At 35.4% G+C, this 26,682-nt stretch carries 27 protein-coding genes and 1 pseudogene; 8 read left to right on the plus strand and 20 right to left on the minus strand.

What is annotated here, in order from left to right:
• Positions 1–35: 35 nt before the first annotated feature.
• A complete protein-coding gene (locus AACP56_RS06090; protein WP_339336886.1) occupies positions 36–455 on the minus strand; it encodes a hypothetical protein in 420 nt (139 codons plus the stop codon).
• A 144-nt stretch (positions 456–599) separates the two neighbouring features.
• Between AACP56_RS06090 and AACP56_RS06095 the strand changes: the two genes are divergently transcribed.
• Together AACP56_RS06095 and AACP56_RS06100 are read left to right on the plus strand one after the other, a co-directional pair.
• On the plus strand, positions 600–1,352 hold the full coding sequence (locus AACP56_RS06095; protein ID WP_339336888.1) for a glycerophosphodiester phosphodiesterase: 753 nt from the start codon (positions 600–602) through the stop codon (positions 1,350–1,352).
• Entirely contained in the window at positions 1,352–2,623 is a 1,272-nt protein-coding gene (locus tag AACP56_RS06100; protein ID WP_339336890.1) for an NAD(P)/FAD-dependent oxidoreductase, read from the plus strand. Before AACP56_RS06095 ends, AACP56_RS06100 begins: the two co-directional genes overlap by 1 nt.
• Position 2,624: 1 nt before the next feature.
• On the opposite strand, the gene AACP56_RS06105 is transcribed toward AACP56_RS06100, so the two are convergent.
• Together AACP56_RS06105 and glpK are read right to left on the minus strand one after the other, a co-directional pair.
• Positions 2,625–3,353: an MIP/aquaporin family protein gene (locus AACP56_RS06105; RefSeq protein ID WP_339336892.1), complete on the minus strand. Its 729-nt coding sequence runs from the start codon at positions 3,351–3,353 to the stop codon at positions 2,625–2,627.
• A 25-nt stretch (positions 3,354–3,378) separates the two neighbouring features.
• Complete coding sequence (glpK, locus tag AACP56_RS06110) at positions 3,379–4,872, minus strand: glycerol kinase GlpK (RefSeq protein WP_339336894.1); 1,494 nt, start codon at positions 4,870–4,872, stop codon at positions 3,379–3,381.
• Between the two features lie 80 nt (positions 4,873–4,952).
• Here glpK and AACP56_RS06115 point away from each other — a divergent pair, with 80 nt between their 5' ends.
• Positions 4,953–5,483: a DUF1697 domain-containing protein gene (locus tag AACP56_RS06115; RefSeq protein ID WP_339336896.1), complete on the plus strand. Its 531-nt coding sequence runs from the start codon at positions 4,953–4,955 to the stop codon at positions 5,481–5,483.
• A gap of 80 nt (positions 5,484–5,563) precedes the next feature.
• Here AACP56_RS06115 and AACP56_RS06120 read toward each other — a convergent pair whose 3' ends face one another.
• On the minus strand, positions 5,564–6,037 hold the full coding sequence (locus AACP56_RS06120; RefSeq protein ID WP_339336898.1) for a TspO/MBR family protein: 474 nt from the start codon (positions 6,035–6,037) through the stop codon (positions 5,564–5,566).
• Positions 6,038–6,128: 91 nt separating this feature from the next.
• Between AACP56_RS06120 and AACP56_RS06125 the strand changes: the two genes are divergently transcribed.
• From AACP56_RS06125 to AACP56_RS06145, 5 genes are all read left to right on the plus strand, one after another.
• Entirely contained in the window at positions 6,129–7,217 is a 1,089-nt protein-coding gene (locus AACP56_RS06125) for a diphosphomevalonate/mevalonate 3,5-bisphosphate decarboxylase family protein (RefSeq protein WP_445227702.1), read from the plus strand.
• Positions 7,218–7,336: 119 nt separating this feature from the next.
• A complete protein-coding gene (locus tag AACP56_RS06130; protein WP_339336902.1) occupies positions 7,337–8,269 on the plus strand; it encodes a mevalonate kinase family protein in 933 nt (310 codons plus the stop codon).
• A gap of 11 nt (positions 8,270–8,280) precedes the next feature.
• Positions 8,281–9,186, plus strand: a complete 906-nt coding sequence (locus tag AACP56_RS06135; RefSeq protein ID WP_339336904.1) for a geranylgeranylglycerol-phosphate geranylgeranyltransferase — start codon at positions 8,281–8,283, stop codon at positions 9,184–9,186.
• The gene (locus AACP56_RS06140) at positions 9,186–10,136 is read left to right on the plus strand and encodes a carbon-nitrogen hydrolase family protein (protein ID WP_339336906.1); all 951 of its coding nucleotides are present in this window, start codon (positions 9,186–9,188) and stop codon (positions 10,134–10,136) included. The genes AACP56_RS06135 and AACP56_RS06140 overlap by 1 nt, the downstream gene beginning before the upstream one ends.
• Positions 10,137–10,200: 64 nt before the next feature.
• Positions 10,201–11,061: a pseudouridine synthase gene (locus AACP56_RS06145; protein ID WP_339336908.1), complete on the plus strand. Its 861-nt coding sequence runs from the start codon at positions 10,201–10,203 to the stop codon at positions 11,059–11,061.
• Between the two features lie 489 nt (positions 11,062–11,550).
• Here the strand turns inward: AACP56_RS06145 and AACP56_RS06150 are convergent.
• The 16 genes and pseudogenes from AACP56_RS06150 to AACP56_RS06225 form a co-directional block, all read right to left on the minus strand.
• Positions 11,551–11,823, minus strand: a pseudogene (locus AACP56_RS06150) (type IX secretion system membrane protein PorP/SprF); the annotation flags it as partial.
• Positions 11,824–11,887: 64 nt separating this feature from the next.
• The gene (argH, locus tag AACP56_RS06155; RefSeq protein ID WP_339336910.1) at positions 11,888–13,171 is read right to left on the minus strand and encodes an argininosuccinate lyase; all 1,284 of its coding nucleotides are present in this window, start codon (positions 13,169–13,171) and stop codon (positions 11,888–11,890) included.
• A gap of 95 nt (positions 13,172–13,266) precedes the next feature.
• On the minus strand, positions 13,267–14,337 hold the full coding sequence (locus AACP56_RS06160) for a M20 family metallo-hydrolase (protein WP_339336912.1): 1,071 nt from the start codon (positions 14,335–14,337) through the stop codon (positions 13,267–13,269).
• Entirely contained in the window at positions 14,334–15,113 is a 780-nt protein-coding gene (gene argB, locus AACP56_RS06165; protein WP_339336914.1) for an acetylglutamate kinase, read from the minus strand. Before argB ends, AACP56_RS06160 begins: the two co-directional genes overlap by 4 nt.
• Before the next feature lie 175 nt (positions 15,114–15,288).
• On the minus strand, positions 15,289–16,227 hold the full coding sequence (locus AACP56_RS06170; protein ID WP_339336916.1) for an acetylornithine carbamoyltransferase: 939 nt from the start codon (positions 16,225–16,227) through the stop codon (positions 15,289–15,291).
• Between the two features lie 93 nt (positions 16,228–16,320).
• Positions 16,321–17,454 carry an aspartate aminotransferase family protein gene (locus AACP56_RS06175; protein ID WP_339336918.1) on the minus strand — a complete coding sequence of 378 codons (1,134 nt, stop codon included), beginning with the start codon at positions 17,452–17,454 and terminating at the stop codon, positions 16,321–16,323.
• A gap of 113 nt (positions 17,455–17,567) precedes the next feature.
• Complete coding sequence (gene proC, locus AACP56_RS06180) at positions 17,568–18,362, minus strand: pyrroline-5-carboxylate reductase (protein ID WP_339336921.1); 795 nt, start codon at positions 18,360–18,362, stop codon at positions 17,568–17,570.
• Complete coding sequence (locus tag AACP56_RS06185) at positions 18,359–18,781, minus strand: VOC family protein (RefSeq protein ID WP_339336923.1); 423 nt, start codon at positions 18,779–18,781, stop codon at positions 18,359–18,361. The genes proC and AACP56_RS06185 overlap by 4 nt, the downstream gene beginning before the upstream one ends.
• A 2-nt stretch (positions 18,782–18,783) precedes the next feature.
• Complete coding sequence (gene argC / locus AACP56_RS06190) at positions 18,784–19,758, minus strand: N-acetyl-gamma-glutamyl-phosphate reductase (protein ID WP_339336925.1); 975 nt, start codon at positions 19,756–19,758, stop codon at positions 18,784–18,786.
• Positions 19,751–20,941, minus strand: a complete 1,191-nt coding sequence (gene argG / locus AACP56_RS06195) for an argininosuccinate synthase (RefSeq protein ID WP_339336927.1) — start codon at positions 20,939–20,941, stop codon at positions 19,751–19,753. The genes argC and argG overlap by 8 nt, the downstream gene beginning before the upstream one ends.
• Positions 20,938–21,552, minus strand: a complete 615-nt coding sequence (locus tag AACP56_RS06200; RefSeq protein ID WP_339336929.1) for a GNAT family N-acetyltransferase — start codon at positions 21,550–21,552, stop codon at positions 20,938–20,940. Before AACP56_RS06200 ends, argG begins: the two co-directional genes overlap by 4 nt.
• A gap of 205 nt (positions 21,553–21,757) precedes the next feature.
• Positions 21,758–23,086, minus strand: coding sequence for a mannosyltransferase (locus AACP56_RS06205; protein ID WP_339336932.1), 1,329 nt, complete (start codon positions 23,084–23,086; stop codon positions 21,758–21,760).
• Positions 23,087–23,145: 59 nt separating this feature from the next.
• A complete protein-coding gene (locus AACP56_RS06210; RefSeq protein ID WP_339336934.1) occupies positions 23,146–23,922 on the minus strand; it encodes a hypothetical protein in 777 nt (258 codons plus the stop codon).
• 116 nt (positions 23,923–24,038) lie between these two features.
• Entirely contained in the window at positions 24,039–25,523 is a 1,485-nt protein-coding gene (locus tag AACP56_RS06215; protein WP_339336936.1) for a cellulose synthase family protein, read from the minus strand.
• A 2-nt stretch (positions 25,524–25,525) separates the two neighbouring features.
• Positions 25,526–26,215, minus strand: a complete 690-nt coding sequence (locus tag AACP56_RS06220) for a glycosyltransferase family 2 protein (RefSeq protein WP_339336938.1) — start codon at positions 26,213–26,215, stop codon at positions 25,526–25,528.
• Positions 26,215–26,682, minus strand: coding sequence for a toxin-antitoxin system YwqK family antitoxin (locus AACP56_RS06225; protein ID WP_339336940.1), 468 nt, complete (start codon positions 26,680–26,682; stop codon positions 26,215–26,217). The genes AACP56_RS06220 and AACP56_RS06225 overlap by 1 nt, the downstream gene beginning before the upstream one ends.

A 26,682-nucleotide genomic window follows, 5' to 3' on the forward strand; every position in this document is an offset into this window, starting at 1 on the left:
TGACTCGCCTTTGTTTTAAGGGTTGATAAGTTTTATCATTGACTTTTTTGCGTAGCCCTGTATATTAGGGCAATTACAATACCAGTAATGCCGTAATAGACCATTTCGATTACGGCTTCGGCGATAAAGCCTGTAAAATCCATCATATTTGATGTCGCGTACCACATTAAGCCCATTGAAATTCCAGTAAAAGCCCCAACAGCGATTCCAAATTCCAATCCACTTTTTACACTATGGTGTCCTCTTGCCCATTTATTGTAAACACTGCTCAAAATAAATGCACCAATTAAGGTTGAAACAAATATCAACGGAAAATTCATAGGATCTTTAGAAACATCCGTAATAGTATGGGATTTAAAAAAATCTTCTGTAAGGACACCCCAAAGAAGATAGCCTAATAAAAACATGACCACTGTTGCCGCCAAAATAGCCAACAAATTAGATTTTGAAAACATAATAGTTTGTTTAGTTGGTTAATAATCAATACAATATATGAAATTATCTTTTGGAAGGTATTCGGGTTTTATATTTTGTAGGTATTGGGAGTAGTCTATATTTCATTTTCAAATTGTATTTTTAGGATTCGAAAAACAAAGTATATGAACAAACTTTCCGTACTCGGAATAGCACTATTATTTTTTTTAAATGGCTGTAAAATGAAAGAGGATAACTTCTTGGTTATTGGTCATAGAGGGGCCATGGGTTACGAAACTGAGAACACTTTGGCATCCATCGAAAAAGCACTTGATTTGGGTGTTGACATGATTGAAATTGATGTATTTAAAATTCAAAGTGGTGAAATAGTGGTTTTTCATGATGAGCGATTGGAAAGGCTTTCCAACGCAGCGGGAAACATTGAGGAGTACACTATTTTTGAATTGAGAAAGGTGATTCTTGATGGAAATCATAAAATCCCCATGTTGCAAGACGTTTTAAAATTAGTTGATAATAAAGTTGCTCTAAATATAGAATTGAAGGGCGCCAATACTGCAGACAGAGTAAACTTCATTATTGATTATTATGTAGAAAAGAAAGGATGGGCACTCGATGATTTTGTTATCTCAAGTTTTAACTGGGATGAACTTCGTGAAATGCGTAGCACAAATCCAGACATTGCTATCGCAGTCTTGACAGAAGAAAACCCATTGGAAGCTATCCCTATTGCCAAAGAGCTGAATGCTATTGCCGTAAATCCGTGGTATAAAACACTGACAGCAGAAAATACAAAACAAATACAAGATGCTGGTTTCAAAGTATTCACATATACTGTAAACGAAGCTGAAGATATTTTCCAGATGCGCAATTTTGGAGTAGACGGTATTTTCACCAATTATCCAGATAGAGCTAATTAATGCATGATATCATAATTATTGGTGGTGGTGCTGCTGGTTTTTATGCAGCTATTCGTACCGCTATCGAAAACCCTAAGGCAAAGATTGCAATCTTTGAACGGGGCAAAACAGTATTGGGAAAAGTAAAGGTTTCTGGAGGTGGACGTTGTAACGTTACTCACGCAGAGTTTGACCCAGTAAAACTTGCAAGTAATTATCCACGTGGAAAAAAAGAGCTTCTAGGGCCTTTCCATACTCATAGCACCGGAGATGTGATGGGTTTTTTTGAAGAAAGGGGGATACCTTTAAAAATAGAAGAAGACGGGCGTATTTTTCCTAAAAGTGATTCATCCCAAAGCATAATAGATTGCTTTTTACATGAAACTGAACGTTTGGGGATAACTATTTTAAAGAACAGTTCTGTAAAATCATTTTTGCCATTGGAAGATAATAGAGGTTGGCAAGTCACCACAATGAACAAACACTATAAATGCAAAAAACTGCTTATTGCAACTGGTAGCAATCCAAAAATTTGGGGTCAATTGAATAATCTAGGACATGCCATTGTTTCCCCAGTTCCATCATTGTTCACTTTCAATATAAAAGACAAAAGAATTAAAGGAATCCAAGGGTTAAGTACATATGTCCAAGTAGAAGTACCGCCTAAAAAGCATTACAATTCTAAAATAGTAGTGCAATTGAGAAGTAAGGTCAATGAAAAACCAGAATTGGAAAGTGATGGGCCACTATTAATAACACATTGGGGCATGAGTGGACCAGCTATTTTAAAATTATCCGCATGGGGAGCAAATATATTAAATGAGTACAATTATAATTTTCGAATTACAGTAAACTGGGTTCCTGAGTATACTACTGAAATGATGGAAGAAGTATTATTTCAAATTAAAACAGTTGAGACTAAGAAAACGATTACTAGGACTAAAGCAGTAAAGATACCTAGACGATTATGGGTCAATTTAGTAGAAGCTTCCAATATAGAAAAGACTTTAACATGGGCTGATGTCACCAAAGAAAAATTGAGAAGTTTAGCAGTGCAATTGACCAAATGTTCCTTTAAGGTGGAAGGCAAAAGCACTTTTAAAGAGGAATTTGTGACGGCTGGGGGAGTAGATTTAAAAGAGATTGACTTCAAGACTTTTAAAAGTAAAAAATTGCCTAACCTTTACTTTGCTGGCGAAGTGATTAATGTAGATGCAATAACAGGTGGGTTTAATTTTCAAAATGCATGGACCGGAGCCTACATTGCTGCAATGGATATGGCAAAAGAATAATCTATTGTAATAAAAGCGATAATCCAGCTGCCAAACATCCACCCAAAATTGGGCCGATTACGGGAATCCATGAATACCCCCATCCATTTGAGCCCTTTTCTTTTATTGGGACCAGCGCATGTATAATTCGCGGGCCTAAATCTCTGGCAGGATTAATGGCATAGCCAGTTGTTCCACCAAGTGACAATCCTATTCCCCAGACCAATAGTGCAACTGGCAAAGCGCCAAGTGAGCCTAAACCAATTATAGTATTGGTGTCAGTCAGCGTGGCGTCCGAAAAGTAAAGAACAGTAAAAACTAGAACAAAAGTTCCAATGACTTCAACTAAAAGGTTTATTGGCGTATTGGGGATTGCAGGAGCATTACAAAAAACACCTCTTTTTGCACCTCCATCTTTTGTAGCATCAAAATGATCTTTATGGGTAAGCCATACAAAAAAAGCCCCTAGCATAGCTCCAATAAATTGTGCCAAGATATATGATGGTACTGAATCCCAGGGAAATTCTCCAGCAGCGGCCAAACCTATAGAAACTGCTGGATTAATATGTGCTCCGCTGTAAGGTGAAGCAACAACGACACCTACATAAACCGCAAATGCCCAACCAGTTGTAATTACGATCCAACCGGAACCATTCCCATAAGTTTTAGCTAAAGATACATTGGCGTTTACACCACATCCCAATAAAATTAGTAGGAAAGTGCCAATAATTTCTGCTACAAAAGGTGTCATTTATAATCAGGTTAAAGGTTATTTTCTATTGCTTTGTCCAATATTCTAAGGCTTCAATTGCTCTGTACCATCCTTTTATGCCATCATCAATTGCTTCACGTTCTTTTGTAGGATTAAAGTGAACATCAGTTTGCCAGATATTTTGGATTTCTTCAGGGCTTTTCCAAAACCCAACAGCTAGACCAGCTAAATAAGCAGCCCCCATGACAGTAGTTTCGATAATTTTAGGGCGAACAGCAGTAGTGTTTAAAACATCGGCTTGAAACTGCATTAGCATATCATTTACAGTCGCACCTCCATCTACCCGAAGTTCTTTAATGGATATACCAGAATCCGCTTCCATGGCTTTTAGAATATCCATGGTTTGGTAAGCAATAGATTCCAATGATGCTCTTGCTATATGTGCATCAGTACTACCCCGAGTTAACCCAAAAATAGTTCCCTGTGCCTGTTGGTTCCAATGTGGAGCTCCCAAGCCTGCAAAAGCAGGTACAAAATAAACACCTTCCGAACTTTCTACAGAACTAGCAAGTTGTTCCACATCAGATGATTTTTTTATAATCTTTAGACTATCGCGAAGCCATTGGACCACTGCGCCTGCAATAAAAATGCTACCTTCCAAAGCATAGGTAGTTTTTCCATTAATCTTCCAAGCAACGGTAGTTAATAAATTATTTATTGAGGGAACAGGTTTATCCCCAACATTCATCAGCATAAAACAACCGGTTCCATAAGTGTTCTTTACCATTCCCTTTTGTGTACACATTTGACCAAAAAGGGCAGCTTGCTGATCACCTGCAATTCCTGCAATTGGAATTTTACTAGCAAAGAAATTTGGAGTAGTATGTCCATAAACTTCACTTGATTGCTTGACTTCAGGAAGCATACTTTTTGGTATGGTGAATAACTCGAGAAGTTGATCATCCCAATCCATGGTATTGATATTGAATATTAGAGAACGACAAGCGTTTGTAACATCAGTAACATGAAGATTACCTTGGGTCATTTTCCAAATTAACCAAGAATCTATAGTGCCCCAGGCTAATTCTCCAGCTTCTGCTCGTTTTCGTGCCCCATCAACATTGTCTAGAATCCATTTTACCTTGGTAGCGGAAAAATATGAGTCTATCACTAATCCAGTTTTTTCTCTGATAAGGTCAGATTTTCCAGCTTTTTTAAGCTCATCACAAAAACCAGCTGTTCTTTTATCTTGCCAAACTATGGCATTATATATAGGCTCCCCGGTTTTTCTATCCCAAACGACAGCAGTTTCCCGCTGATTAGTAATTCCAATAGCAGCAATCTCTGAACCGTCTATACCTTTTTTTGCAACTGCCTCAGCAGCCATTCCTGCTTGTGTGGACCATATTTCAGTTGCATCATGTTCTACCCATCCTGGTTTTGGGAAAATTTGTGTAAACTCCTTCTGGGCTACGGACACTATACTGCCCTTTTTATCAAAAACCACAGCTCTGGAGCTTGTAGTCCCTTGATCTAATGCTAAAATATAATTACTCATTTCAAGAATTTAAGAATACGGAAATTACTAAAAATAATTATAGTAGATTTAAGTAATTTGAAATGAAAATTCACAAGTGAATGCAGACTTACATTGCTTTTTTAAGAGGGATTAACGTTGGTGGTCAAAAAAAGATAAAAATGGCAGATTTAAGGGTAAGCCTTGAACAAGCTGGTTTTAAAAATGTACAAACCTACATTCAAAGTGGAAACCTTATTTTGGATTCGCATGTTGAAGATTTAACTGAGTTGAGCCAAAATGTTTACAAATTGATTTTACGAGATTTCGGCTTTGAAGTCCCAATCCTAATTAAAACATCTGTCGAGTTATCTAAAATCTTGACCAACATGCCATTCCTGAACGCAGAGGAAAAGAATCTTTATTTTACTTTATTACATGGTTTTCCCGATGAAGAATGGATAAAAGAATTTAATGCACTTCGTTTTAAAACTGAAGAATTCAAGCTTATTGATACATGTGTTTATTTGAATTGTAAAAAAGGAGCAGGTAGAGCTAAATTGAATAATAATCTTATCGAGCGTAAATTAAAAGTAATAGCAACCACAAGAAATTTAAGAACAATGCAAAAAATGATTGAATTTGCAGGGTAAAAATACAAGTTGAAGTATCAAAGCCAAATTCAAAATAATAAAAACCCTTGTCGATTTCATTTGAGTTTATACTTTGAAATTTAGTTCAATTCCCAAATTTTGTAGTTGAGCACAGTTGCGAAGCACACCCAAAGTAAATATGGAATCATTAAAATCGCTGATTTTTTACTTACTACCCTAAACCATCTAATGGTCATAACTATTGCTATAATTAATGCAATGATTACGAAAAGAGCAGCAAGGATATTTTGAAGCCCAAAGAAAATCATACTCCATAATGCATTTAGGAGTAATTGAAAACCAAAATGATATAATGCAGTTTTGACCCATATATGGTGGAACCCTTTTCCCCAAACTACACCTGCCGCAACTCCCATCATTACATAAAGTATGGTCCAAACTGGTGCAAAAATCCAATTGGGAGGATTAAAACTGGGTTTATTAAGTGTCAGATACCATTCGTTCACAGAGCTTTGGGTAGCAAAACTAGATAAGAATCCAATCAACAGGCAAACTGTTACGGTTATTATTATTTTTAGAATTTTTCTTTGCATGGGTAATGCTATTCATACTAAAATAGGAATTTATTTTTAGCAAATGAAGTAGTCAAAAATGCATTGCTATCTTTACCAAAAATTTGTGGGAGTGACCGAGAGTGATTTTGTTTTAAAAGGGGGTTTTGAATATCCAGAATCAGGTTTAACAGCGTGGAAGGCTCCCAGTAATATCGCTTTAGTAAAGTACTGGGGGAAAAAACCAAATCAAATACCTGCAAACCCTTCTATTAGTTTTACTCTAGATGCTTGTGCTACAACAACATCGCTAAAATTTTCTACTCTAAAACAAAAGTCAAATATTTTTTCTTTTGACCTTTTTTTCGAAGGAAAGCCCAAAGAAGATTTTAAACCTAAAATCAATACTTTTTTTGAGCGTATTGAAAAATATGTTCCTTTTCTGAAAGAGTATCACTTTACCATTGAAACATCAAATTCTTTCCCTCATAGCAGTGGAATTGCATCTTCAGCAAGTGGAATGGCTGCTTTGGCACTTTGTCTGGTTTCTATTGAAAAAATGACAAATCCTTCTTTGAAAGATGCTTATTTTAAAAGGAAAGCATCGTTCTTGGCACGTTTGGGCTCTGGAAGTGCGTGCAGAAGTGTAGAGGGCGATTTAATACAGTGGGGAACTCATGAAGCAATTGACGAAAGTTCTAATTTATACGGAGTCAAATATCCCTTTAAAGTTCATCCTGTTTTTAAAAACTACCATGACACTATTTTATTGGTTCATAAAGGTCAAAAAACAGTTAGTAGTACAGTTGGTCATGATTTAATGCATAACCACTATTTTGCGGAACAACGTTTTGCCCAAGCGCACTCAAATCTAGATAGACTGAAAACTACTTTTGAAGAAGGGAATTTGGATGATTTTATAGAGCTAGTTGAAAGCGAAGCACTGACGCTTCATGCGATGATGATGACCAGTCTGCCTTATTTTATGTTAATGAAGCCTAATACCTTGGAAATTATTCATAGAATTTGGGAATTTCGCCAAAAGTCTAAAACCCATGTTTGTTTTACCTTAGACGCAGGGGCCAATGTTCATGTTTTGTATCCAGAGTCTGAAAAGAAAGAAGTATTCCAATTTATTCAAGATGAATTAGTTGCGTTCTGCGAAAATGGGCATTATATTTGCGACCGAATTGGTAATGGCGCTAAAGAAATAGTAGTATAAACGATAATTAATCACTGACTAGAGCGTTATTTAGTAGTGAAAATTGGAATTAGAACGATGCTATTTGAATTCACTGCCAATAATGTTTATCTTTAGATTATAAAGTTTCAACAACACAAATGAAAGGACCTCTTTTTTATTCTAAAATTCTTCTTTTTGGAGAGTACGGTATTATTAAAGATTCTAAGGGACTTTCAATTCCCTATAATTTTTTTAAAGGCGCATTAAAAAATGATTCTAACCTATCTGAGGAAGCAAAGGAATCCAATAAAAGCCTGCAAAATTTTGCTAGCCATTTAGCAGAAATCCAAAGTAAGGATTTAGTACAATTTGATATTGCTTCGCTTCAAAAAGATATTGAAGAAGGAATGTATTTTGATAGCTCTATTCCACAGGGTTATGGTATTGGAAGTAGTGGTGCATTGGTTGCTGCTATTTATGATAAATATGCTTTAGGCAAAATTACGGTACTTGAAAATTTGACCCGGGAGAAGCTTTTAAAACTAAAGACTATTTTTGGAAAGATGGAGTCTTTTTTCCATGGGAAAAGTTCTGGTCTAGACCCATTAAATAGTTACCTGAGCCTACCTATCCTTATAAATTCTCAAGACAATATAGAATCAACAAGTCTGCCAACACAAAATAAAGAGGGAAAAGGAGCGGTTTTTTTACTAGATAGTGGTATGACAGGTGAAACTGCCCCAATGGTTCAAATTTTTATGGAACAGATGAAGCAAGAAGGGTTCCGTAATATGTTAAAAGACAAATTTATAAAACACACTGATGCTTGTGTTGAGCATTTCTTAAATGGTGACATTAAGTCCTTATTTGGTCATGTTAAGCAGTTATCCCATGTGGTTTTAGATAACTTTAAACCAATGATTCCAAAGCAGTTCCACACACTTTGGAAAAAAGGCATCGAAACCAACGACTACTATTTAAAACTTTGTGGTTCAGGTGGTGGAGGCTACATTTTAGGCTTTACAGAAGATATAGATAGAGCTAAAAAATCCCTTCAGGGTCACAAACTGGAAGTAGTTTACAATTTCTAGAAAAATTTCTAATGCTTAGTAGAAGAAACAGACTCCTGCTTTATAAGTTGTTGAGTCTATTCTCCGTTGTGCGTGGTTATAATATTCTAATGATAACCCTAGCGCAGTATTTAGCCTCTATTTATATTCTTTCACCAAATTTACCTTTAAGAAAAGTTGTTTTTGACGTCAATCTTTTTTTAATAGTTACCGCTTCGGCTTTGGTCATAGCCTCTGGATACATCATCAACAATTTTTATGATGCGGAGAAGGATTTAATTAATAAGCCGACCAAGAGTATGCTGGACCGCTTGGTGAGTCAACGTTTTAAACTTACAACCTATTTTATATTAAATTTTTCAGCTGTTTTTTTAGCGAGCTATATTTCTTTTAGAGCTGTACTGTTCTTTTCAGCATATATATTTGGAATATGGCTGTATTCGCACAAATTAAAGCGAATTCCGTTTTTAGGAAACATTGTTTCGGCCACACTTGCAATAGCTCCTTTCTTTGTAGTTTTTGTGTACTATAGGAATTTTGAAACAGTCATTTTTGTACATGCACTTTTCTTGTTCCTACTCATTTTAGCTAGAGAAATCATAAAAGATTTAGAGAATATGGCAGGGGATTTGGCTCAAAACTATAAAACTACGCCTATTGTATATGGAGTTAAGATTTCTAAAATGGTAATAGGTATGCTAATAGTACTCACATTAATTCCGGCATGGTTATTAATCAGTGAATTTGATGTAGGTTATATGTTTATTTACTTTGGAGCAAGTATTATATTACTTGTTCTTTTTATGTTTTTGTTATGGAAAGCTAAGACTAAAAAGGATTATGTTTGGCTTCACAATATTTTGAAATTGATAATCATTTCAGGAGTTTTTAGTATTCTTTTGATTGATGTGAATTTGGTTCTAAATCGAATTTTATAATGGAAAACTTACTTAATGTTGCGCTTGCTCAAATAGCTCCGGTTTGGTTGGATAAAAAGGCAACCATAGCAAAAGTCGAAACTGCAATTATTGAAGCTGCTGAAAATGGAAGCGAACTTGTTGTATTTGGTGAAGCTTTACTGCCTGGTTATCCTTTTTGGTTGGCGTATACAGATGGGGCAGCTTGGGATTTAAAGGTAAATAAAGAGATGCATGCACATTATGTTCGTAATTCCATTCAGATTGAACTGGGTGAATTGGATTCTGTCCGTCAACTGGCAAAAGAGCATGCTATTGCCATTTATTTGGGTATTATGGAAAGAGCCAAAGATAGAGGAGGACATAGTTTATACTGTTCTTTGGTCTATATAAATGAGCAAGGGGAAATTAAATCTGTCCATCGCAAACTGCAACCAACGTATGATGAGCGATTAACTTGGGCTCCTGGAGATGGTAACGGACTTAAAGTTCATCCATTAAAACAGTTTACGGTTGGTGGTCTTAACTGTTGGGAAAACTGGATGCCTTTGCCGAGAACAGCACTTTATGGACAAGGAGAAAATCTTCATATAGCAGTTTGGCCAGGAAATTTGAATAATACTAAAGATATTACCCGTTTTATAGCTAGGGAATCCCGCAGTTATGTGATTTCTGTTTCCTCAATGATGACTAAAAATGATTTTCCAGATAACACACCGCATTTGGATAAAATTTTGGGAAAAGTACCTGAGACTTTAGGTAATGGAGGTTCTTGTATTGCAGGTCCAGATGGAGAATGGTTAGTAGAACCAGTTGTAAACAAAGAAGGGCTAATTTACCATATCCTTGATTTTAATAGGATTTACGAAGAGCGGCAAAATTTTGATGCTGTTGGTCATTACTCAAGACCAGATGTTACCAAGTTGACAGTGAACCGCGAAAGGCAATCTACTGTTGAGTTTGAGGATTAGAATGATAGCTTAATATTGTATTAGGGTAATAATTAGAACTACCTTTGCAAAAAAATAATGACTGATGGCGAAATCAGACTATAAGGGTAATCACAAACCCAATTCCGGTAGTAATAAGAAACGACCAACTGGTGGGTTCAGAAAAAAGAAGAACTTTTCTAAAAGTACTCCTCCTAATAAAAGGAAAGGACCTCCAAAAACAAATACCAATCCAGATGAGATTCGGTTAAATAAATATATCGCTAATGCTGGGGTATGTTCGCGAAGGGAAGCAGATACTTATATAGCCGCAGGTAGTGTTACTGTTAATGGTAAGGTAGTATCTGAGATGGGTTACAAAGTAAAATCTACTGATGATGTGCGGTATGATGGTAGACGCTTAAACCCTGAAAAAAAAGAATATATACTCCTAAATAAGCCAAAGGGTTTTATTACCACAACCAATGATGAAAAAGGAAGGAGAACGGTAATGGAGCTTATTTCCAACTCTACCAATAATCGATTGCTCCCAGTAGGACGCTTGGACCGAAATACAACAGGACTATTGTTGTTTACCAATGATGGAGATATGACGAAGAAGTTAACACACCCTAAGTTTGGTGTGCGTAAAATCTATCATGTAGTTCTAGATAAAAATGTAACTGCAGCAGACCTTAAAAAAATACAGAATGGACTAGAATTAGAGGATGGTCCAGTACAAGTAGATGAAGCGGCATATATTCAAGGGAGTACAAAAAAAGAAGTAGGGATAGAAATCCATTCTGGGCGTAATAGAATTGTACGCCGAATTTTTGAGCATTTAGAATATAAAGTAACCAAACTAGATCGTGTTGTTTTTGCAGGACTCACCAAAAAAGATTTACCACGAGGTCACTGGCGTAATTTAACTCCCCAAGAAGTGATTAATTTGGGGATGATAAAGTGATAAAAAGAAGCCCACATAATGTCTCATGGATTTTTGTGATAGGATTAATTATATCTTTTTTTATTACTAAATCTTACTTAGAGAATTCAGTACTTGATATTAATGTACATGATACTTATTTTGTTATAGCTCATGTTCAGATTTATATCATTTTTATCAGTTGGTTTTTATTGTGTGGCTTTGGATATTGGGTTCTCAAAAGATTTGAAGTGAAATTGTTTTCATTCTTAACTGTATTGCACTTAATAGCCTCTTTATTTGGCATTATACAATTAATTAGAACATCAGCAATAACAAATTTTCCAAAAAGGTTTTATCAAAATTTAGTTTATCCCGAAGAGAGTTACAGTCTAATAATTTGTGTTTGGATATTTTTTTTCATTGGGCAATTAACTTATTTTCTGAATATCCTAATATCGACAATAAGAAAGAAAAGTAATAAACCTAACTAGCCATTATCTAGAAGCATATCCCAATCCACCACGATAGCTAAGCACAATCCCATGTGTATTTCCAATGGGTGCATCCCCCCCCTCGCTGAGTATAATTATACATGGCCCTAAAGTTTTTAAGAAGGTAAAATCCAGCAGCAAAGTTTATGGAACTACTTGTACGGTATCCAAGACCAATTTCAAAACTATTTTTATAACTAATCCCCATATTTAAATCTACCTGAAAAGGGGCACCGTTTTCATATTTAAAAAGCATGCTAGGTTTTAAAATAAAGTCATCGTTAAACCTGCTGGTTGAAAAATAGTAGCCAGTATAACCATAAACAGGTTGTAGCCTTACCCGTTTTGTAGACTACCCCGAAAACCGTGAAAGATTAATCAAAAAAGTATTTTGCTTTATTTTTAATCTCTTCCAAACACAAATTCCCTAGACTACCCTCGTGCGTATGGTCAATATCTTTTTTAGGTTTAAAATTGCCATTCTCTATAGCTTTCCCCATAGTTTTATAGGCATCACGGAAAGGCATGCCATTTTTGACCATTTCATTTAGTGTGTCTACACTAAATAAATAATCGTATTTAGAGTCTTCTAAAATACCAGTATTGACTTTGATTTCCTTTAGACTGAATGTGAGGATTTCAAGGCAAGCTTTCATATCTTGGATAGTAGGAACAATTACCTCTTTTACTAATTGTAAATCTCGGTGGTAGCCACTTGGTAAATTATTGGTAATTAGAATCAATTGATTGGGTATAGATTGAATTTTGTTGCACTTAGCACGAATCAATTCAAAAACATCTGGGTTCTTTTTATGTGGCATGATGCTACTTCCAGTGGTAAGTTCATCTGGGAAGGAGATAAAATCAAAGTTTTGGCTCATGTAAACTGTAATGTCCATTGCCAGTTTAGAAAGTGTGGCAGCAATGCTTGAGATTCCAAAAGCTGTAGCTTTTTCAACTTTTCCACGGCCCATTTGTGCTGCAACTACATTATATTTTAAATTCTCAAAACTCATTTCTTCAGTAGTAAAATTTCGGTCTATGGGGAATGAACTTCCATAACCTGCAGCACTTCCTAAAGGGTTTTGGTCAGCTGTTTTATAAGCAGCTTGAATAAAATATAGATCGTCTATTAAACTTTCTGCGTATGCTGAAAACCACAGTCCAAAGGATGAAGGCATTGCAATTTGAAGATGGGTATAGCCGGGTAACAGCACTTTATCATGCTTTTCAGCTAACTTCAGAAGTAAATCAAAAAGCGACTTAACTTGACTCTTAATTTCGGTCAGTTCATTTTTTAGATACAAATGCATGGCAACTAAGACCTGGTCGTTCCTAGAACGGGCCGTATGGATTTTTTTTCCAGTATCCCCAAGTTTTTCAGTGAGCAAAAACTCTATTTTAGAGTGCATATCTTCAAAAGACTCTTCGATAGTAAATTCACCTTTTTCAATAGATTGGTTAATTACCTCCAGCTCCTTTACTAGCGCATTGGCTTCATCCGTAGAAATAAGCCCAACTTTACCCAACATTTTGGCATGTGCCTTTGAGGCTATTACGTCATATTTGGCGAGTACCAAATCAAGTTCACGGTCGTTGCCAACTGTAAAGTGGTCTATTTTTTTATCCGTATTAAAGCCTTTGTCCCAGAGTTTCATATCATTCAAGTTCAAATTCAAGCACAAAAATCAAATACAAATTCAAGCTTATGCGTATAAATTATTTTTTTTTATTTGATTTTTGTGCTTGAATTTTATTTAAAAAATCCTTCCAATATATCAATATAGAGGCTTACGCCTTCTTCAATTTCTCTTACATAAATAAATTCATCTGCTGAGTGTGAACGGGTACTATCACCTGGCCCTAACTTTAAGGATTGGCAACTTAATTCCGTTTGGTCAGAAAGGGTTGGAGAGCCGTAAGTTTCTCTACCTAGAGCAATACCAGACTGCACTAAAGGATGTTTGATATCTATAGATGAACTACTTTTATCCAAAGAGCGTGGTATTAACTGACAAGGGGCTTCTTTTTGCAGGATATCATTTATTTCTTCGTTGGTATAACAATCATTTACACGGGTGTCTATAACCAAATCTACATGTGCTGGAACTACATTGTGTTGACTTCCAGCACTAATCTGAGTTACCGTCATTTTTACTGGTCCCAAAACTTCAGAAACCTTAGGAAAACGATAGTTTTTAAACCATTCTAATACTTCAATGGTATTATAAATTGAATTATTGTCATTTGGGTGTGCAGCATGTGATGGTGTTCCTTCTACCTTTGCATCAAAAACGATCAAACCTTTTTCCGCAACTGCCAGTTGCATCAACGTTGGCTCACCAACAATAGCAAGCTCAATCTTTGGAAGAATCGGTAGCAGAGCAGAAATGCTTAAATCTCCCGCATCTTCTTCCTCTGCCGTAGCTGACATGATAATGTTATAGTTTAAATCATCTCGCTCATAAAAGTGAACAAAGGTTGCTAATAAAGAACACAAGCAACCGCCTGCATCATTACTGCCCAAACCATACAATTTTCCATCCTCTACATGGGGATGAAAAGGGTCTTTGGTATAGGCAGAGTTAGGTTTAACTGTATCATGATGAGAATTCAACAAAAGGTTAGGCTTGCTTTCATCATAATACTTATTAAAGGAATAAATATTATTGTATTGGCGTCTGGTTTCTACCCCAAATTTTTTGAGCCAAGTGTCAATAGCTTCTGCTGTTTTATCTTCTTCCTGTGATAATGATGGAATGGAAATCAGCTGCTTTAGTAGTGCGATGGCTTCTTGTGCCAGAGTATCTTTATCAATCGTCATAAGACCAGTGTTGTATAATTTGTATTTGAATTATCGAACAGGGCTAAATTACCTATTCTAACTTCTTTTACGCCTTTTTTAAGGGCATGAAAACAATTGTGCATTTTCGGGAGCATTCCATCGGCAATGATGCCTTTTGAAACTAAAGATTCATAAGAATCAGAATCAATATTTTTAATGACTGAGTTTTTATCTTCAAAATCACGCAACACACCATTTAATTCAAAGCAGTAATAAAGGGTTGTTTCAAAATTTTTGCTCATACCAATTGCAAGTTCTGAAGCAATAGTGTCTGCATTTGTATTTAACAATTGTCCTTTTTGGTTATGCGTTAAAGCACAGAATACAGGAGTAAGGCCCAATTCCAAAATTGAACTTAGCGTATTATTTGCAACTCCCTCTACATCTCCCGCAAAACCATAATCAATTTCTTTTACAGGCCTTTTTTGAGCTTTAATTGTATTGGCATCTGCACCACTCATTCCTATAGCATTACAATTTAAAGATTGAAGTTGTGCGATAATTTTTTTATTAGTCAATCCACCATAGACCATAATGGCAACATCCAAACTTTCTGCATCCGTTACTCTTCTTCCATTTATCATTTTAGGTTCCATTCCCATTCTTTCTAGCACTTGATTCGCCTTTTTCCCACCGCCATGAACCAAAATTTTAGGTGCTGCCATTTGAGAAAATAAAGTCAAGAACTTCGTGAGTTCAGATTCATTCTCAATGATGTTGCCACCTATTTTTACTATGGAGAGTTTATTTTCCATTTTTTTTTAAATTGATTTATAGAAATAATCATCGATAGAATAACTAATAACATTGAAAGTGGACCTAATAAATTCACCCATTCAAAATGTTCGAAATCTGTATTAAATAACTGAACGACTATTAGAATCGCTGCCAAAATTATTAATATCCATCTGAGTTTGTTTTTAGTATCCATTATATTTTCTCTAAAATTCGTTTCAAAACCAATTGCGCGGAATAGGTTCTATTGTTTGCCTGTTCAATAACCAAACTTTGGTTACTATCTAGAACAGCATCTTCCACTACTACGTTTCTTCTTACCGGGAGGCAGTGCATGAACTTGGCATTTCCTAGCTTTTCTTTAGTCATCATCCAATTTTTATCATCAGAGAGTACTTTTCCATAATCGGAATAACTACTCCAGTTTTTCACATAAACAAAGTTCGCATTTTCCAGTGCTTTTTCTTGGTCATACACGATTTTACAATCCTTTATGATTTCTGGGTTCAACTCATATCCTTTAGGATGCGTAACTACGAATTCTGCATCTTGTAGTTTCATCATTTTTACAAAAGAATTGGCAACTGCATGCGGTAAAGCTTTTGGGTGGGGTGCCCATGATAAAACCACTTTTGGTTTATCAACTATTTGGTTTTCTCTCAGTGTTATTGCATCTGCCAAAGCCTGTAAAGGATGTGCTACGGAGCTTTCCATATTCACTACTGGGATAGTGGCATACTTTATAAATCCATTTAAAACTACTTCCGCTTCATCCTTTTCTTTGTTAACTAAGCCAGCAAATGCTCTAATGGCTACAATATCTGCAAATTGCGATACTACTTGGGCAGCTTCTTTAATATGCTCGGATTTCCCTTCGTTCATTATGGTACCATCTTCAAATTCTAACTGCCATCCTTCACTCCCAAAATTCATGACCATTACTTCCATACCTAAATTCATTGCCGCCTTTTGGGTGCTTAATCGAGTACGAAGACTATTATTAAAGAATAATAGGCAAATGGTTTTTCGCCTCCCCAATGTTTCAAAAGCAAAAGGATTATTTTTTAAAGCGATAGCTTCCTTTGCTGCATCTTGCAGATTCCCCAAATCATTTATGGATGTGTAGTGTTTCATAATCCTTTTTTTGTCATTTCGACGGAGCGAAGCGACGAGAAACCTGAGTGTTTAATTATTGAGATTTCTCACATTCGTTCGTTCGAAATAACGTCAATTGGTTTCTAATACTTTATTTAATTTCTCGAAGAACAAATCAATATGTTCTTTAGTAATATTGAGTGCAGGTAGAAATCGCAATAGATTTTTGTTTGCAGAACCACCCGTAAAAACATGCTGATTGTAGACCAGCTTTTTTCTTAATTCACTTACTTCATAGTTAAACTCTAAACCTAACATTAGACCTCGGCCTTTTACTTTTTTTATTTGAGGAATTGTCTTCGCAATCGCTCTAAAATAGGTCTCTAATTCGACGGTATTTTCTATAAGGTTTTCATTTTCTATCACTTCTATAACAGCTAGCGTAGCTACACAGGCCAAATGATTACCACCAAATGTAGTGCCTAGGAGTCCGTAGGAAGGAGCAAAGGAATTATGAATTAGCACTCCGCCAACAGGGAATCCATTGCCCATTCCTTTGGCGATAGAGATAATTCTTGGTTTGGCTCTATGATGTTGAAAAGCAAAAAATTTACCACTTCGTCCAAAACCAGATTGTACTTCATCAGCAATTAGAACTACATTGTGTTCTTCACATTTTTGAGCTATAAATTGATAAAATTCAGTTGTTGGCTCATCTAAACCACCGACACCTTGAATAGCTTCTAGAATTACGGCACAGTGGTTATTCTGTACGATAGTTTTTTCAAAAGCTTCAAAATCGTTCAAGGGAACAAAATCGACTTTTTGTTGTTGATTTATAGGCGCATTTATTTTTGGATTATCCGTGGTCGCTACAGCGGCTGAAGTTCTACCATGAAAGCTATTTTTGAAGGCAATGACTTTAGACTTCCCTGTATGAAATGATGCCATTTTTAATGCATTTTCATTAGCTTCAGCACCTGAACTACATAGGAATAGTTGGTAGTCTTCACAATTGGAAGCTATGCCTAGTTTTTCACCAAGTTCAACTTGTAACGGATTTTTGATGGAGTTGCTATAAAAGGCCATTTTCTCCAATTGTTTGGTCATTCGTTTTACGTAGTATGGATGTGAATGACCAATTGAAATTACTGCATGACCACCATAAAAATCTAAATATTTTTGCCCTTTATCATCAATAACTTCAATTCCCTTGGCAGAGACTGGAGTGACATCATAAAGTGGATATACATCAAATAGTTTCATCTTTTCTATTTTGTCATTCCCGTGAATGCGGGAATCTAATTATTTAAGTATTGCTTACTCCTTCGACAAGCCCAGAATGACAGCTCAACTTGATTTTTGTGCTTGTGTTTTTTTTAATCTTTACTTATGTCACTTATCTTTTCAAACGAAGTCACTATTCCTCTAATGAGTGAAGAACTTAAGCCTTGATGTTCCATCTCATTCAATCCAGAAATAGTACAGCCCCTAGGCGTTGTAACCTTATCAATTTCTTCTTCTGGGTGACTTCCAGATTCGATTAACAGACTTGCAGCACCATTACAAGTGTGCATTGCCAATTCTTGCGCCTCTTTGGCATCAAAACCTAGTTGAATAGCGCCCTGTGTTGTAGCTCTAATCAAGCGCATCCAAAAAGCAATACCACTGGCACAAATAACAGTTGCAGCTTGCATTTGCTCTTCAGGAATTTCTAAAGAGGTACCCATTCTATTGAATATTGCTTTAGCTAAATCGATTCGTTTTTTCCCCAAACCATTGCTGCAAATACAAGTCATTGATTTCCCTACAGAAATTGCTGTATTGGGCATACTCCTAACAATGTATTTATCTGAGCCAATAATAGATTCTATTTTATCAATACCAAATCCAGTAATTGTACTTATGACTACATGGTTTTCACTTAAAAGGTCCTTGATATCATATAAGATAGCTTCAAAATGACCTGGCTGTACTGCGAAAATTAAAATATCGGAATTTTTAACTGCTTCAGAATTATTAGAAGTAACAGTCACATTGCCGTATTTTTCAAAGTCTTTGATTTCAGTTGTATCTCTTTTAGTTAGGTACATAGTTGTAGCTCCATTGCTATGTAATATTCCCTTTGCAATGGCCAACCCTAAATTACCTGCCCCAATTATTGCTAGTTTCATATAGTCTTTTTTAGAATCCCTTTATTATTATCACTAGGTTCGAGTAGGTCCCAAAGATTTCCATACAAATCTTCAAACACAGCTACTGTACCGTATATTTCTTCTTTGGGTTTTCTAACGAACTTTATTTCTTTTTCACACATTGCGTTATAATCTCTCCAAAAATCATCAGTGAATAAAAAAAGAAATACTCTTCCGCCAGATTGATTGCCTACACTTTTGAGTTGTCTATCATCTGCAGCTTTGGCTAATAAAAGGGAACATTCTACTGCTCCAGGAGGGGAAATCACTACCCATCTTTTACTGTCATCTAGTTTGGTGTCTTCCACTAGATTGAAGTTCAATTTTTTGGTATAAAAATCGATGGCTTCATCATATTCTTTAACTACCAATGCGATATGTGCTATTTTTTGTTTCATAACTAAAATGCTCCCGCTTTCAATTGTAATCCCAAACCTTCTTCCAAACCAAACATCAAATTCATGTTTTGAACTGCTTGTCCAGAAGCGCCTTTTAATAAATTGTCTATTGCTGATGTAATTAATAACACACCTTCATGTTTGTGTAAATGAATATGACAATTATTAGTGTTTACCACTTGTTTTAAGTGTATCGGATTTTCAGAAATATTTGTAAAGAGAGACTCTTGATAAAAGTTCTTGAACAAGCTTTGCGCTTCTTCCAGATTTCTATCAAATTTTGTGTATGCCGTTGCTAAAATCCCCCTTGGGAAATTTCCTCTATTTGGGAGGAAGTGTAGCTTCCCAATACTATTCCCAAAAGAATTTAAACTTTCTCCTATCTCTCCTAAATGTTGATGTGTAAAAGGTTTGTACCAACTTGCATTATTGTTTCGCCAACTAAAATGTGTGGTATCCGAAGGTTTTATTCCTGCTCCCGTACTGCCAGTTATCGCATTGATATGAACTTCATTTTTAAGAAAACCTTCTTTGGCCAGCGGCAGTAATGCTAACTGAATTGCTGTTGCAAAACAACCAGGATTGGCAATATAATTTGCCCCAGCGATTTCCTTTTTGAACAATTCTGGCAAGCCATATACAAATGTTTTTCCTTCAAAAATAGAATCTCCTTGTAGCCTAAAATCATTGCTTAAATCAATGATTTTGGTTTGATTAGAGAATGTATTTTCCTTTAAAAACTTAGAAGAATTCCCATGCCCCAAACATAAAAAGACCACAGCAACAGTTTCATTTATTGAGTCTGAAAACTTCAAATCTGTTTGTCCTAAAAGGTCTTGGTGTGTGTTCACGACTTTTTCTCCAGCTCTTGTGGTACTGTAAACAAAGTCGATTTTAACCTCAGGATGGTTCAGCAGTAACCTGATTAGTTCACCGCCCGTGTATCCAGAGCCTCCAATAATTCCTGCTTTAATCATGGCTTTGGTTTACGTGATTAGCTATTTTGCCAGGATTAGACAATATTTTTATAAAGCCTTTAGCTTCATCGGCAGTCCATCCTTTGTTAATTTCGCCATAACTACCAAAAGAAGCGTTCATTAAATCGTGTTCGGAATCAATACCAAGTAATCGAAACTGGAAAGGGTATAATCCAACAAAAACATCACCTGAAACATTTTTTTGGGTGTCTATTAAGAAAGCTTCAATATTTCTCATTACTTCATCCAAATAATTTCCTTCATGCAACAACATTCCATAAAAGTTTCCCAACTGCTCTTTCTGGTATTGCTGCCACTTACTCAGCGTATGCTTTTCTAGCAAATGATGCGCTTTTATTATTAGTAACGGAGCAGCGGCTTCAAAACCAACTCTCCCTTTAATGCCTATAATGGTATCTCCTACATGGATATCCCTGCCGATTGCATATTTAGATGCTTGTGCCTCTAACTTTTTAATATTGGCAATAGGAGAATTCCTTTCGTCATTTATGGCTACTAATTCTCCTTTTTCAAAAGTGAGTTTAACTTCAGAAGGTTCTTTTTGTTGAAGCTGGCTGGGATAGGCAGAATCTGGTAGTGGAAGGTTAGAAGTCAAGGTTTCATCACCTCCAACTGAAGTCCCCCACAATCCTTTGTTAATAGAATATTTCGCCTTTTCCCAAGAGTAATCCACCCCATTTGCTTTTAAATAGGCAATTTCTTCTTCCCTAGCTAGTTTATTATCCCGTATAGGAGTGATGATTTCAATTTCTGGGGCTAAGGTTTGAAAAATCATATCGAACCGAACTTGGTCATTTCCAGCACCAGTGCTGCCATGAGCAATATATTTTGCACCTACTTTTTTGGCATGATTTACAATTTCTACTGCTTGAACAATTCGTTCTGCACTTACCGAAAGAGGGTAGGTATTATTCCGTAAAACATTACCAAAAATTAGGTATTTAACTACTTTGTCATAAAAGCTCTGTACCGAATCAATAGAGGTGTAGCTGGTTGCACCAAGAGCAATCGCTTTTTCTTCAATGGTTTTTATTTCTTCATTTGAAAACCCTCCGGTATTTACACTTACTGCATGTACCTCATATCCTTTTTCTTTTGATAGGTATTTTGCACAGTAAGAAGTATCCAATCCGCCACTATAGGCAAGTACTAGTTTTTTCATTTTGACTTTTTCTTTAAAAACAGGTTTTCTTTAATGCCTTTTAATCTTTTAAAAGCTTTGCTGTTTAGTTTCTCTTTTTCTTTGGTTTTAGTAATGGGGTCGTATAACATTCCGGTACATAAGCACATTTTACGTTCTGTACGGGTTAGAATATCAAAGTTTTTACAAGTTTGGCAACCTTTCCAAAAATCTGGGTCATCCGTTAGTTCCGAAAATGTAACTGGTTTGTAGCCCAGTTCATAGTTCATTTTCATCACAGGTAACCCGGTTGTTATTCCAAAGATTTTAGCATCTGGGAATTTCTCTCTTGACAACTCAAAAATTCGTTTTTTTATTTTTTTGGCTAGTCCTTGGTTACGGAAATCTGGATGTACAATCAGTCCAGAGTTTGCAACAAAACCCTTATTGCCCCAAACTTCTATATAACAGAAGCCGGCAAATTTATCACCATCAAGGGCAATCACTGCGTTTCCGTTTTCCAGTCTTTTAATGATATATTCGGGCGACCTTTGCGCAATACCTGTTCCGCGAACTTTTGCAGAATCGGTAATGGTGTCGCTTATGATTTGAGCGTACTTAAAATGTGATTCGTTAGCAACAATGATTTCCATTGCTAGATGTTTTAGAGTAAATAATTTGAAAAAATGTTTGTGGAACTTGCGGAAATGGACTCACCTATTTCCATAGCTAATATGCACCCTTACGGGCGGCGGCGAGGAGCGAACGGACGCACTGGAGCCAGATGGCTTCCTAAAATAGATATGTTGCTTTGTACGTTCATGATGGGGTAAATGTATAAATGAATTCTGAACGAGCCTATTTTTGAGTGAATTTTTTACGAAACTTGGGTATTGTGTTATGATTTTTAAAAATTTCATAAGTCAAATACCCTAATACCAAGCAATATTCAATAGCCAACAACCAAAGGTTTTCCTTGAAATCTGGATTGGAGTAGGCATAATAGCTTAAAATAACCACAATAGACCAGATTATGGGAAACCGATAATTGGTGAAAATGGTAAGAATCAAAAGAAAAATAATATACCATGGATGTACGGTGCTGGAAAGAAAATAATAACTTGTAAGTAATATTAACATTGAAACAATCAATGCTTTAAGATTTTTATTTTTTCTTAGAAAAGTTAGTAACAGAGCTATTAAAATTACCAGTTTAGGTACAAGACTTCCATAAGATTTAACTAACTCCCATGGTTTAGCTTCAAAATAATGAACCCCAATTTTTTTGACGATATTGTAGATAGAAGCATTGAATTCAAAATTTGAAAACCAAAGCCCTACGGTTTTAGAATAGTTTTCAAGAAATTCTGGAGAGGTGAATGGAAGAAGAAATACGACACAAATAATCCCAATCAAAATATAAAAAATAACACTCTTTTTAAACCCGAAATGCTTTAAGAATAATGGGAGGAATAGAATAGGGACCAGTTTTAGTAAAATTGACATTGCATAAACTGGTGCTGCAAGTTTCCATTTATTTATAGAAATAAGATAGATTGCCCAAACAAAGAAAAAGAGCATGACACCTTCAAAATGCAAGTTTCCAGTTAGTTCTATAATTACTAAAGGATTTAGAAAATACCAAAATGCCAAATGATTAGAATTTCCTAAGTTCTGCAATAGCTTTCTGCCAAAATATAGAATTCCTGTATCTGCCAAAATAATGATCAAACGCATAACGATCAAAGAACCTAAAATGCTTCCACCACCAAGAAAAGTGGAAATGGTAAAAATTAGCTGGTTAAGTGGAGGATAATTACTATAGTGTCTAGCACTTAGAGACCCCATTCCATTAAATAGCTCTTGGGAATTAGCAATGGCGAAATCAGGTCTTTCAATTAAGGTGTTTGGAGTATATAGGTATGGATTTATTCCATTTTTAATTAATTCCCCATCCCAAATAAAGCGATAAAAATCTTGGGATAAATTGGGCTCTGTAAGTAGAAAAACCAATCTAAAAAGAATTCCTGAAACCAAGAGGAATTTAAAATTCCATTTTTCAAACTGGATTAGTTTATAGTGGAAGTAGACTAACCCTCCATATAATAATATCAATTTTGTAAAATCTTCTCGATTTAAATCATATGTAAAACTTAGATAAAAAAGAATGCATCCCAGAGTTATCAAAATTGAGTATTTGTGTAATTTGATATACGGTAGGATGTCTTTAGCCAAGGCTTTTAAATTTACTTATTCGGAGAAAGTTCTTGATCAATATTTTTTATAAGTTCTTCCAAATCTTTTTGATAGCTTGGATAATATTTTCGATATAATTGGTCGCCTGTAGCAAGATAATCTAGCATAATATTTTCAAATTCTTTAGAGGTTAAAAAGTGTTTATTGGTTTCTGTATTCAATGCCTCTGATATTTCTAGATTTTCGGAAAGCCCTAATTGGTCAAATATTACTCTAAAACTTCCTTTTTCCCTTACCAGGTTATGAGCCACATTGAAACTTTTATATAATCCTGCTTCTTGTGACTGAAATATAGATAGTTTAGCATCCCAAGATGCTAAAACACCCCTAATAGTATCATTTTTGATGTCTTTTAATCCGGCAGATGTTAACAATTCTGTAAGTGCTCCGTTTTCATTATCAAACTTTATGTGTCTTGTAAGAGGCATAAATAGTATGTCTGAAAGATAATGCTCACTTAAGGTATCTATTTTTTTTTGGTTGTGGAGTAAGGATATAATTAAACGATTACTCATTAATATTTTACCTAATGCCTTTCTTTCGGTTTGTAAAGAATTAAGGTTATTGGTCATTTCCCCTTTTATTAACCTTAGGTGATTTTCTTGCTTTTTATCCAATACCTTTTGCTCATTTAGATTGTCTAGATATAGAGCAATTAAAATTCCTATAACAACAAGTGCGATTTCTCCAATCGCGTAGAATAGATAAGTTTTAAACTTATTTTCTCTAAGAAGTCTTTTTCTGATTCTTCTGAAAAGTTTTATCATTTCTCCAAAAACTTAGTTGTTATTAGGAACTAATATAGGAAACAATAAGTCCTTATTTGAGTGTCAGTTTAAAACTAAAAGATAAAGTTGTTTTAAATATGGATTAGAATGGTTTATTAGGCTTTTGCAGTCAAAGACTTAAAGAAAACAAAGCCAAAGCCTAAGAACAACATTAAATGAAAAGGGAATAGCCCATAATCATTTAAAGGTACAGCAAGGTACATTCCAAACAAGAAGTAGAGCATCAAAGCAAACTCAATAATCATATTTGGAGAAAGTTTGGTTGCCAAATATCGATTGCCTTTCCAACTATCAGTTAAACTATTAATGTTGAATTTTGGAGTTCTAACAAACTCACTTCGTTTGCCCAAATGACCTTCCATTACGGCAATTGAGTTGTGAAGGGAAAGCCCTAAAGCAACTGAGAAGAAAGTAAAAAATAGTTTTATGTAATCAATAAAATTATCGAAACCACTGCCCTGTATGCTTTTGTAGGTGAACCAATAGCAAAAGAACAAGATGATGGTACTGACGATAAAGAAGCTTGTTACCTCAAAAACCCAACCCAAATGGCCATAGGTATTCTTGATATATAGCATTGGAATACTTAGCAAAGCAACAATGAACACACATAAAAACATGGAACTATTCAACAAATGCATTACCCCATGGAACTTTGTTTTAAAGTCAATATTTTTTGCCTTTATAACACTTAAAACAGTTTTTCTGAAGTTTTCTGCACCACCTTTGTTCCAACGGAATTGCTGCGAACGTGCGGCGCTCATAACTACTGGCAGCTCAGCAGGAGTTTCAACATCTTCTAAATATTTAAACTTCCAGTTTTTAAGCTGAGCACGGTAACTTAAATCTAAATCTTCAGTAAGCGTATCACCTTCCCAGTTTCCAGCATCAAGAATGCATTCTTTTCTCCAAATACCGGCGGTACCATTAAAATTGATAAAATGTCCTTTGGAGTTTCGACCAACTTGCTCTAAAGTAAAATGTGCATCCAAAGCAAAGGCCTGAATTCTAGTTAATGTAGAATAATCTCTGTTGATATGACCCCAACGTGTTTGTACTACGCCAATTTCACTATCCTTAAAATAAGGGACAGTTTTCTTTAACCAATCGCTCTCTGGTAAAAAATCAGCATCAAAAATGGCTACAAATTCCCCTTTCGCAATTTCTAGACCTTCTTTAAGGGCTCCAGCCTTAAATCCTTGGCGGTTTGTTCTGCAAATATGCTTGATATCCAAACCAGTATCTTGAAGCTCTTTTACCCTTTTGGCAGTATCTATTACTGTGTCATCAGTAGAGTCGTCCAATACCTGAATTTCTAATTTACTTTTAGGATACTCTATTGAAGAAATATTATCTAATAGGCGCTCCATCACATATTCCTCATTATAAACGGGAAGCTGTATGGTTACATGCGGGATTTCTTTTGGGTCCAATAAGTTGAACTTTGGAGCTTCATCGTTTGCCTTTTTATTGCTCAAATAATTGACCAATAAATTCAACTGGGCTAGGCTATAGCAGAAAATTAGAATCAAGGCCAAACTATAAATTGCAATGATGATATAAGCGATTGTAAGTCCCATAATTATTTAATGCTGTATTTAAATATCCAACCTAAAATTTTTACGCCTGCAAATATAGCACCTTTTATGGTTCCTGATACTTTTGAGACGCCAATTCTTTTTTTGTAACGTACTGGTACTTCGGTATATGCCAGTTTTTTACGTATCGCTTTTAATTGCATTTCCACAGTCCACCCATAAGTTTTATCCTCCATCTGCAATTCTTTGAGTTTTTCGTATTTAATGGCACGAAAAGGTCCCAAATCCGTAAATTTTGCACCGAAAAATAATTTCATCAAAAAAGTTGCCAATTCGTTTCCAAAAATCTGAGGAAAGGTCATTGAACCAGCTTCCCTAAGCTCTTTATTTCGTGCTCCAACTACAAAGTCCATATTCTCATTTAAAATTGGAGCAACTATTTTATCCAGCTCTTCAGGATAATCAGAATAGTCTCCATCAATAAATACGATAATATCAGGTTGTTTGGACTGTTTGGCTATATAACCCATGCCTTTTAGACAGGCATATCCATAACCTTTTTGGTTTTCAGTTAGTACTGTAGCACCTGCCTTTTGGGCATTTGTTACTGTATTGTCTGTAGAATCGTTGTTAACCACAATAACTTCAGAAACTGACTTTGGGATCTCAGAAACTACATGAGCTATTGAATCACCTTCATTAAAGGCGGGAATAATTACTTTAATATCTACCATTACTTGAGGTCAGAAAGTTTATTCTCTTTTTTAAAACTGCTAAAGCTAAACCACTCTTTTACTTTTTTTCCGTTTCTGTATTTTTCTGCTGAGGTTAGTTCTTCATCCATATATTTGAGACAATATCCATTTTTAATACCATCTTTCAGCTGGCATTTATGATTGACTTTACCCTTTTGGTCGTAAAAAAGCCACCACTTTACTTTTTGATTATTTTTAAAATGCCCTTCCATTTCTATTCTTCCATTTGTGTCATAGAAATACCAATACCCAACTTTAGTATTTTTCTTGTAATGCCCTTGGGACATTAGTTGTCCATTGGCATGGTAATGCTTCCAGAAGTCTTCTTTGGAATCCTCAATTTTCCACCCTTGTGATTTTAAGTTTCCATTATCGTGGTAGTCACGATGGTATATCTTATTCGGAGAAAATAGTAGAATAAAAACTATGAGGCTAAAACGGAGCAT

Source organism: Croceitalea sp. MTPC6 (assembly GCF_036985525.1).
Classification (GTDB): Bacteria; Bacteroidota; Bacteroidia; order Flavobacteriales; family Flavobacteriaceae; genus Croceitalea.

Coding starts and splice junctions, on each gene's coding strand:
- AACP56_RS06090 (WP_339336886.1), bottom strand. CDS start 455: ATGTTTTCAAAATCTAATTTGTTGGCTATTTTGGCGGCAACAGTGGTC.
- AACP56_RS06095 (WP_339336888.1), top strand. CDS start 600: ATGAACAAACTTTCCGTACTCGGAATAGCACTATTATTTTTTTTAAAT.
- AACP56_RS06100 (WP_339336890.1), top strand. CDS start 1,352: ATGCATGATATCATAATTATTGGTGGTGGTGCTGCTGGTTTTTATGCA.
- AACP56_RS06105 (WP_339336892.1), bottom strand. CDS start 3,353: ATGACACCTTTTGTAGCAGAAATTATTGGCACTTTCCTACTAATTTTA.
- glpK (WP_339336894.1), bottom strand. CDS start 4,872: ATGAGTAATTATATTTTAGCATTAGATCAAGGGACTACAAGCTCCAGA.
- AACP56_RS06115 (WP_339336896.1), top strand. CDS start 4,953: ATGCAGACTTACATTGCTTTTTTAAGAGGGATTAACGTTGGTGGTCAA.
- AACP56_RS06120 (WP_339336898.1), bottom strand. CDS start 6,037: ATGCAAAGAAAAATTCTAAAAATAATAATAACCGTAACAGTTTGCCTG.
- AACP56_RS06130 (WP_339336902.1), top strand. CDS start 7,337: ATGAAAGGACCTCTTTTTTATTCTAAAATTCTTCTTTTTGGAGAGTAC.
- AACP56_RS06135 (WP_339336904.1), top strand. CDS start 8,281: ATGCTTAGTAGAAGAAACAGACTCCTGCTTTATAAGTTGTTGAGTCTA.
- AACP56_RS06140 (WP_339336906.1), top strand. CDS start 9,186: ATGGAAAACTTACTTAATGTTGCGCTTGCTCAAATAGCTCCGGTTTGG.
- AACP56_RS06145 (WP_339336908.1), top strand. CDS start 10,201: ATGGCGAAATCAGACTATAAGGGTAATCACAAACCCAATTCCGGTAGT.
- argH (WP_339336910.1), bottom strand. CDS start 13,171: ATGAAACTCTGGGACAAAGGCTTTAATACGGATAAAAAAATAGACCAC.
- AACP56_RS06160 (WP_339336912.1), bottom strand. CDS start 14,337: ATGACGATTGATAAAGATACTCTGGCACAAGAAGCCATCGCACTACTA.
- argB (WP_339336914.1), bottom strand. CDS start 15,113: ATGGAAAATAAACTCTCCATAGTAAAAATAGGTGGCAACATCATTGAG.
- AACP56_RS06170 (WP_339336916.1), bottom strand. CDS start 16,227: ATGAAACACTACACATCCATAAATGATTTGGGGAATCTGCAAGATGCA.
- AACP56_RS06175 (WP_339336918.1), bottom strand. CDS start 17,454: ATGAAACTATTTGATGTATATCCACTTTATGATGTCACTCCAGTCTCT.
- proC (WP_339336921.1), bottom strand. CDS start 18,362: ATGAAACTAGCAATAATTGGGGCAGGTAATTTAGGGTTGGCCATTGCA.
- AACP56_RS06185 (WP_339336923.1), bottom strand. CDS start 18,781: ATGAAACAAAAAATAGCACATATCGCATTGGTAGTTAAAGAATATGAT.
- argC (WP_339336925.1), bottom strand. CDS start 19,758: ATGATTAAAGCAGGAATTATTGGAGGCTCTGGATACACGGGCGGTGAA.
- argG (WP_339336927.1), bottom strand. CDS start 20,941: ATGAAAAAACTAGTACTTGCCTATAGTGGCGGATTGGATACTTCTTAC.
- AACP56_RS06200 (WP_339336929.1), bottom strand. CDS start 21,552: ATGGAAATCATTGTTGCTAACGAATCACATTTTAAGTACGCTCAAATC.
- AACP56_RS06210 (WP_339336934.1), bottom strand. CDS start 23,922: ATGATAAAACTTTTCAGAAGAATCAGAAAAAGACTTCTTAGAGAAAAT.
- AACP56_RS06215 (WP_339336936.1), bottom strand. CDS start 25,523: ATGGGACTTACAATCGCTTATATCATCATTGCAATTTATAGTTTGGCC.
- AACP56_RS06220 (WP_339336938.1), bottom strand. CDS start 26,215: ATGGTAGATATTAAAGTAATTATTCCCGCCTTTAATGAAGGTGATTCA.
- AACP56_RS06225 (WP_339336940.1), bottom strand. CDS start 26,682: ATGCTCCGTTTTAGCCTCATAGTTTTTATTCTACTATTTTCTCCGAAT.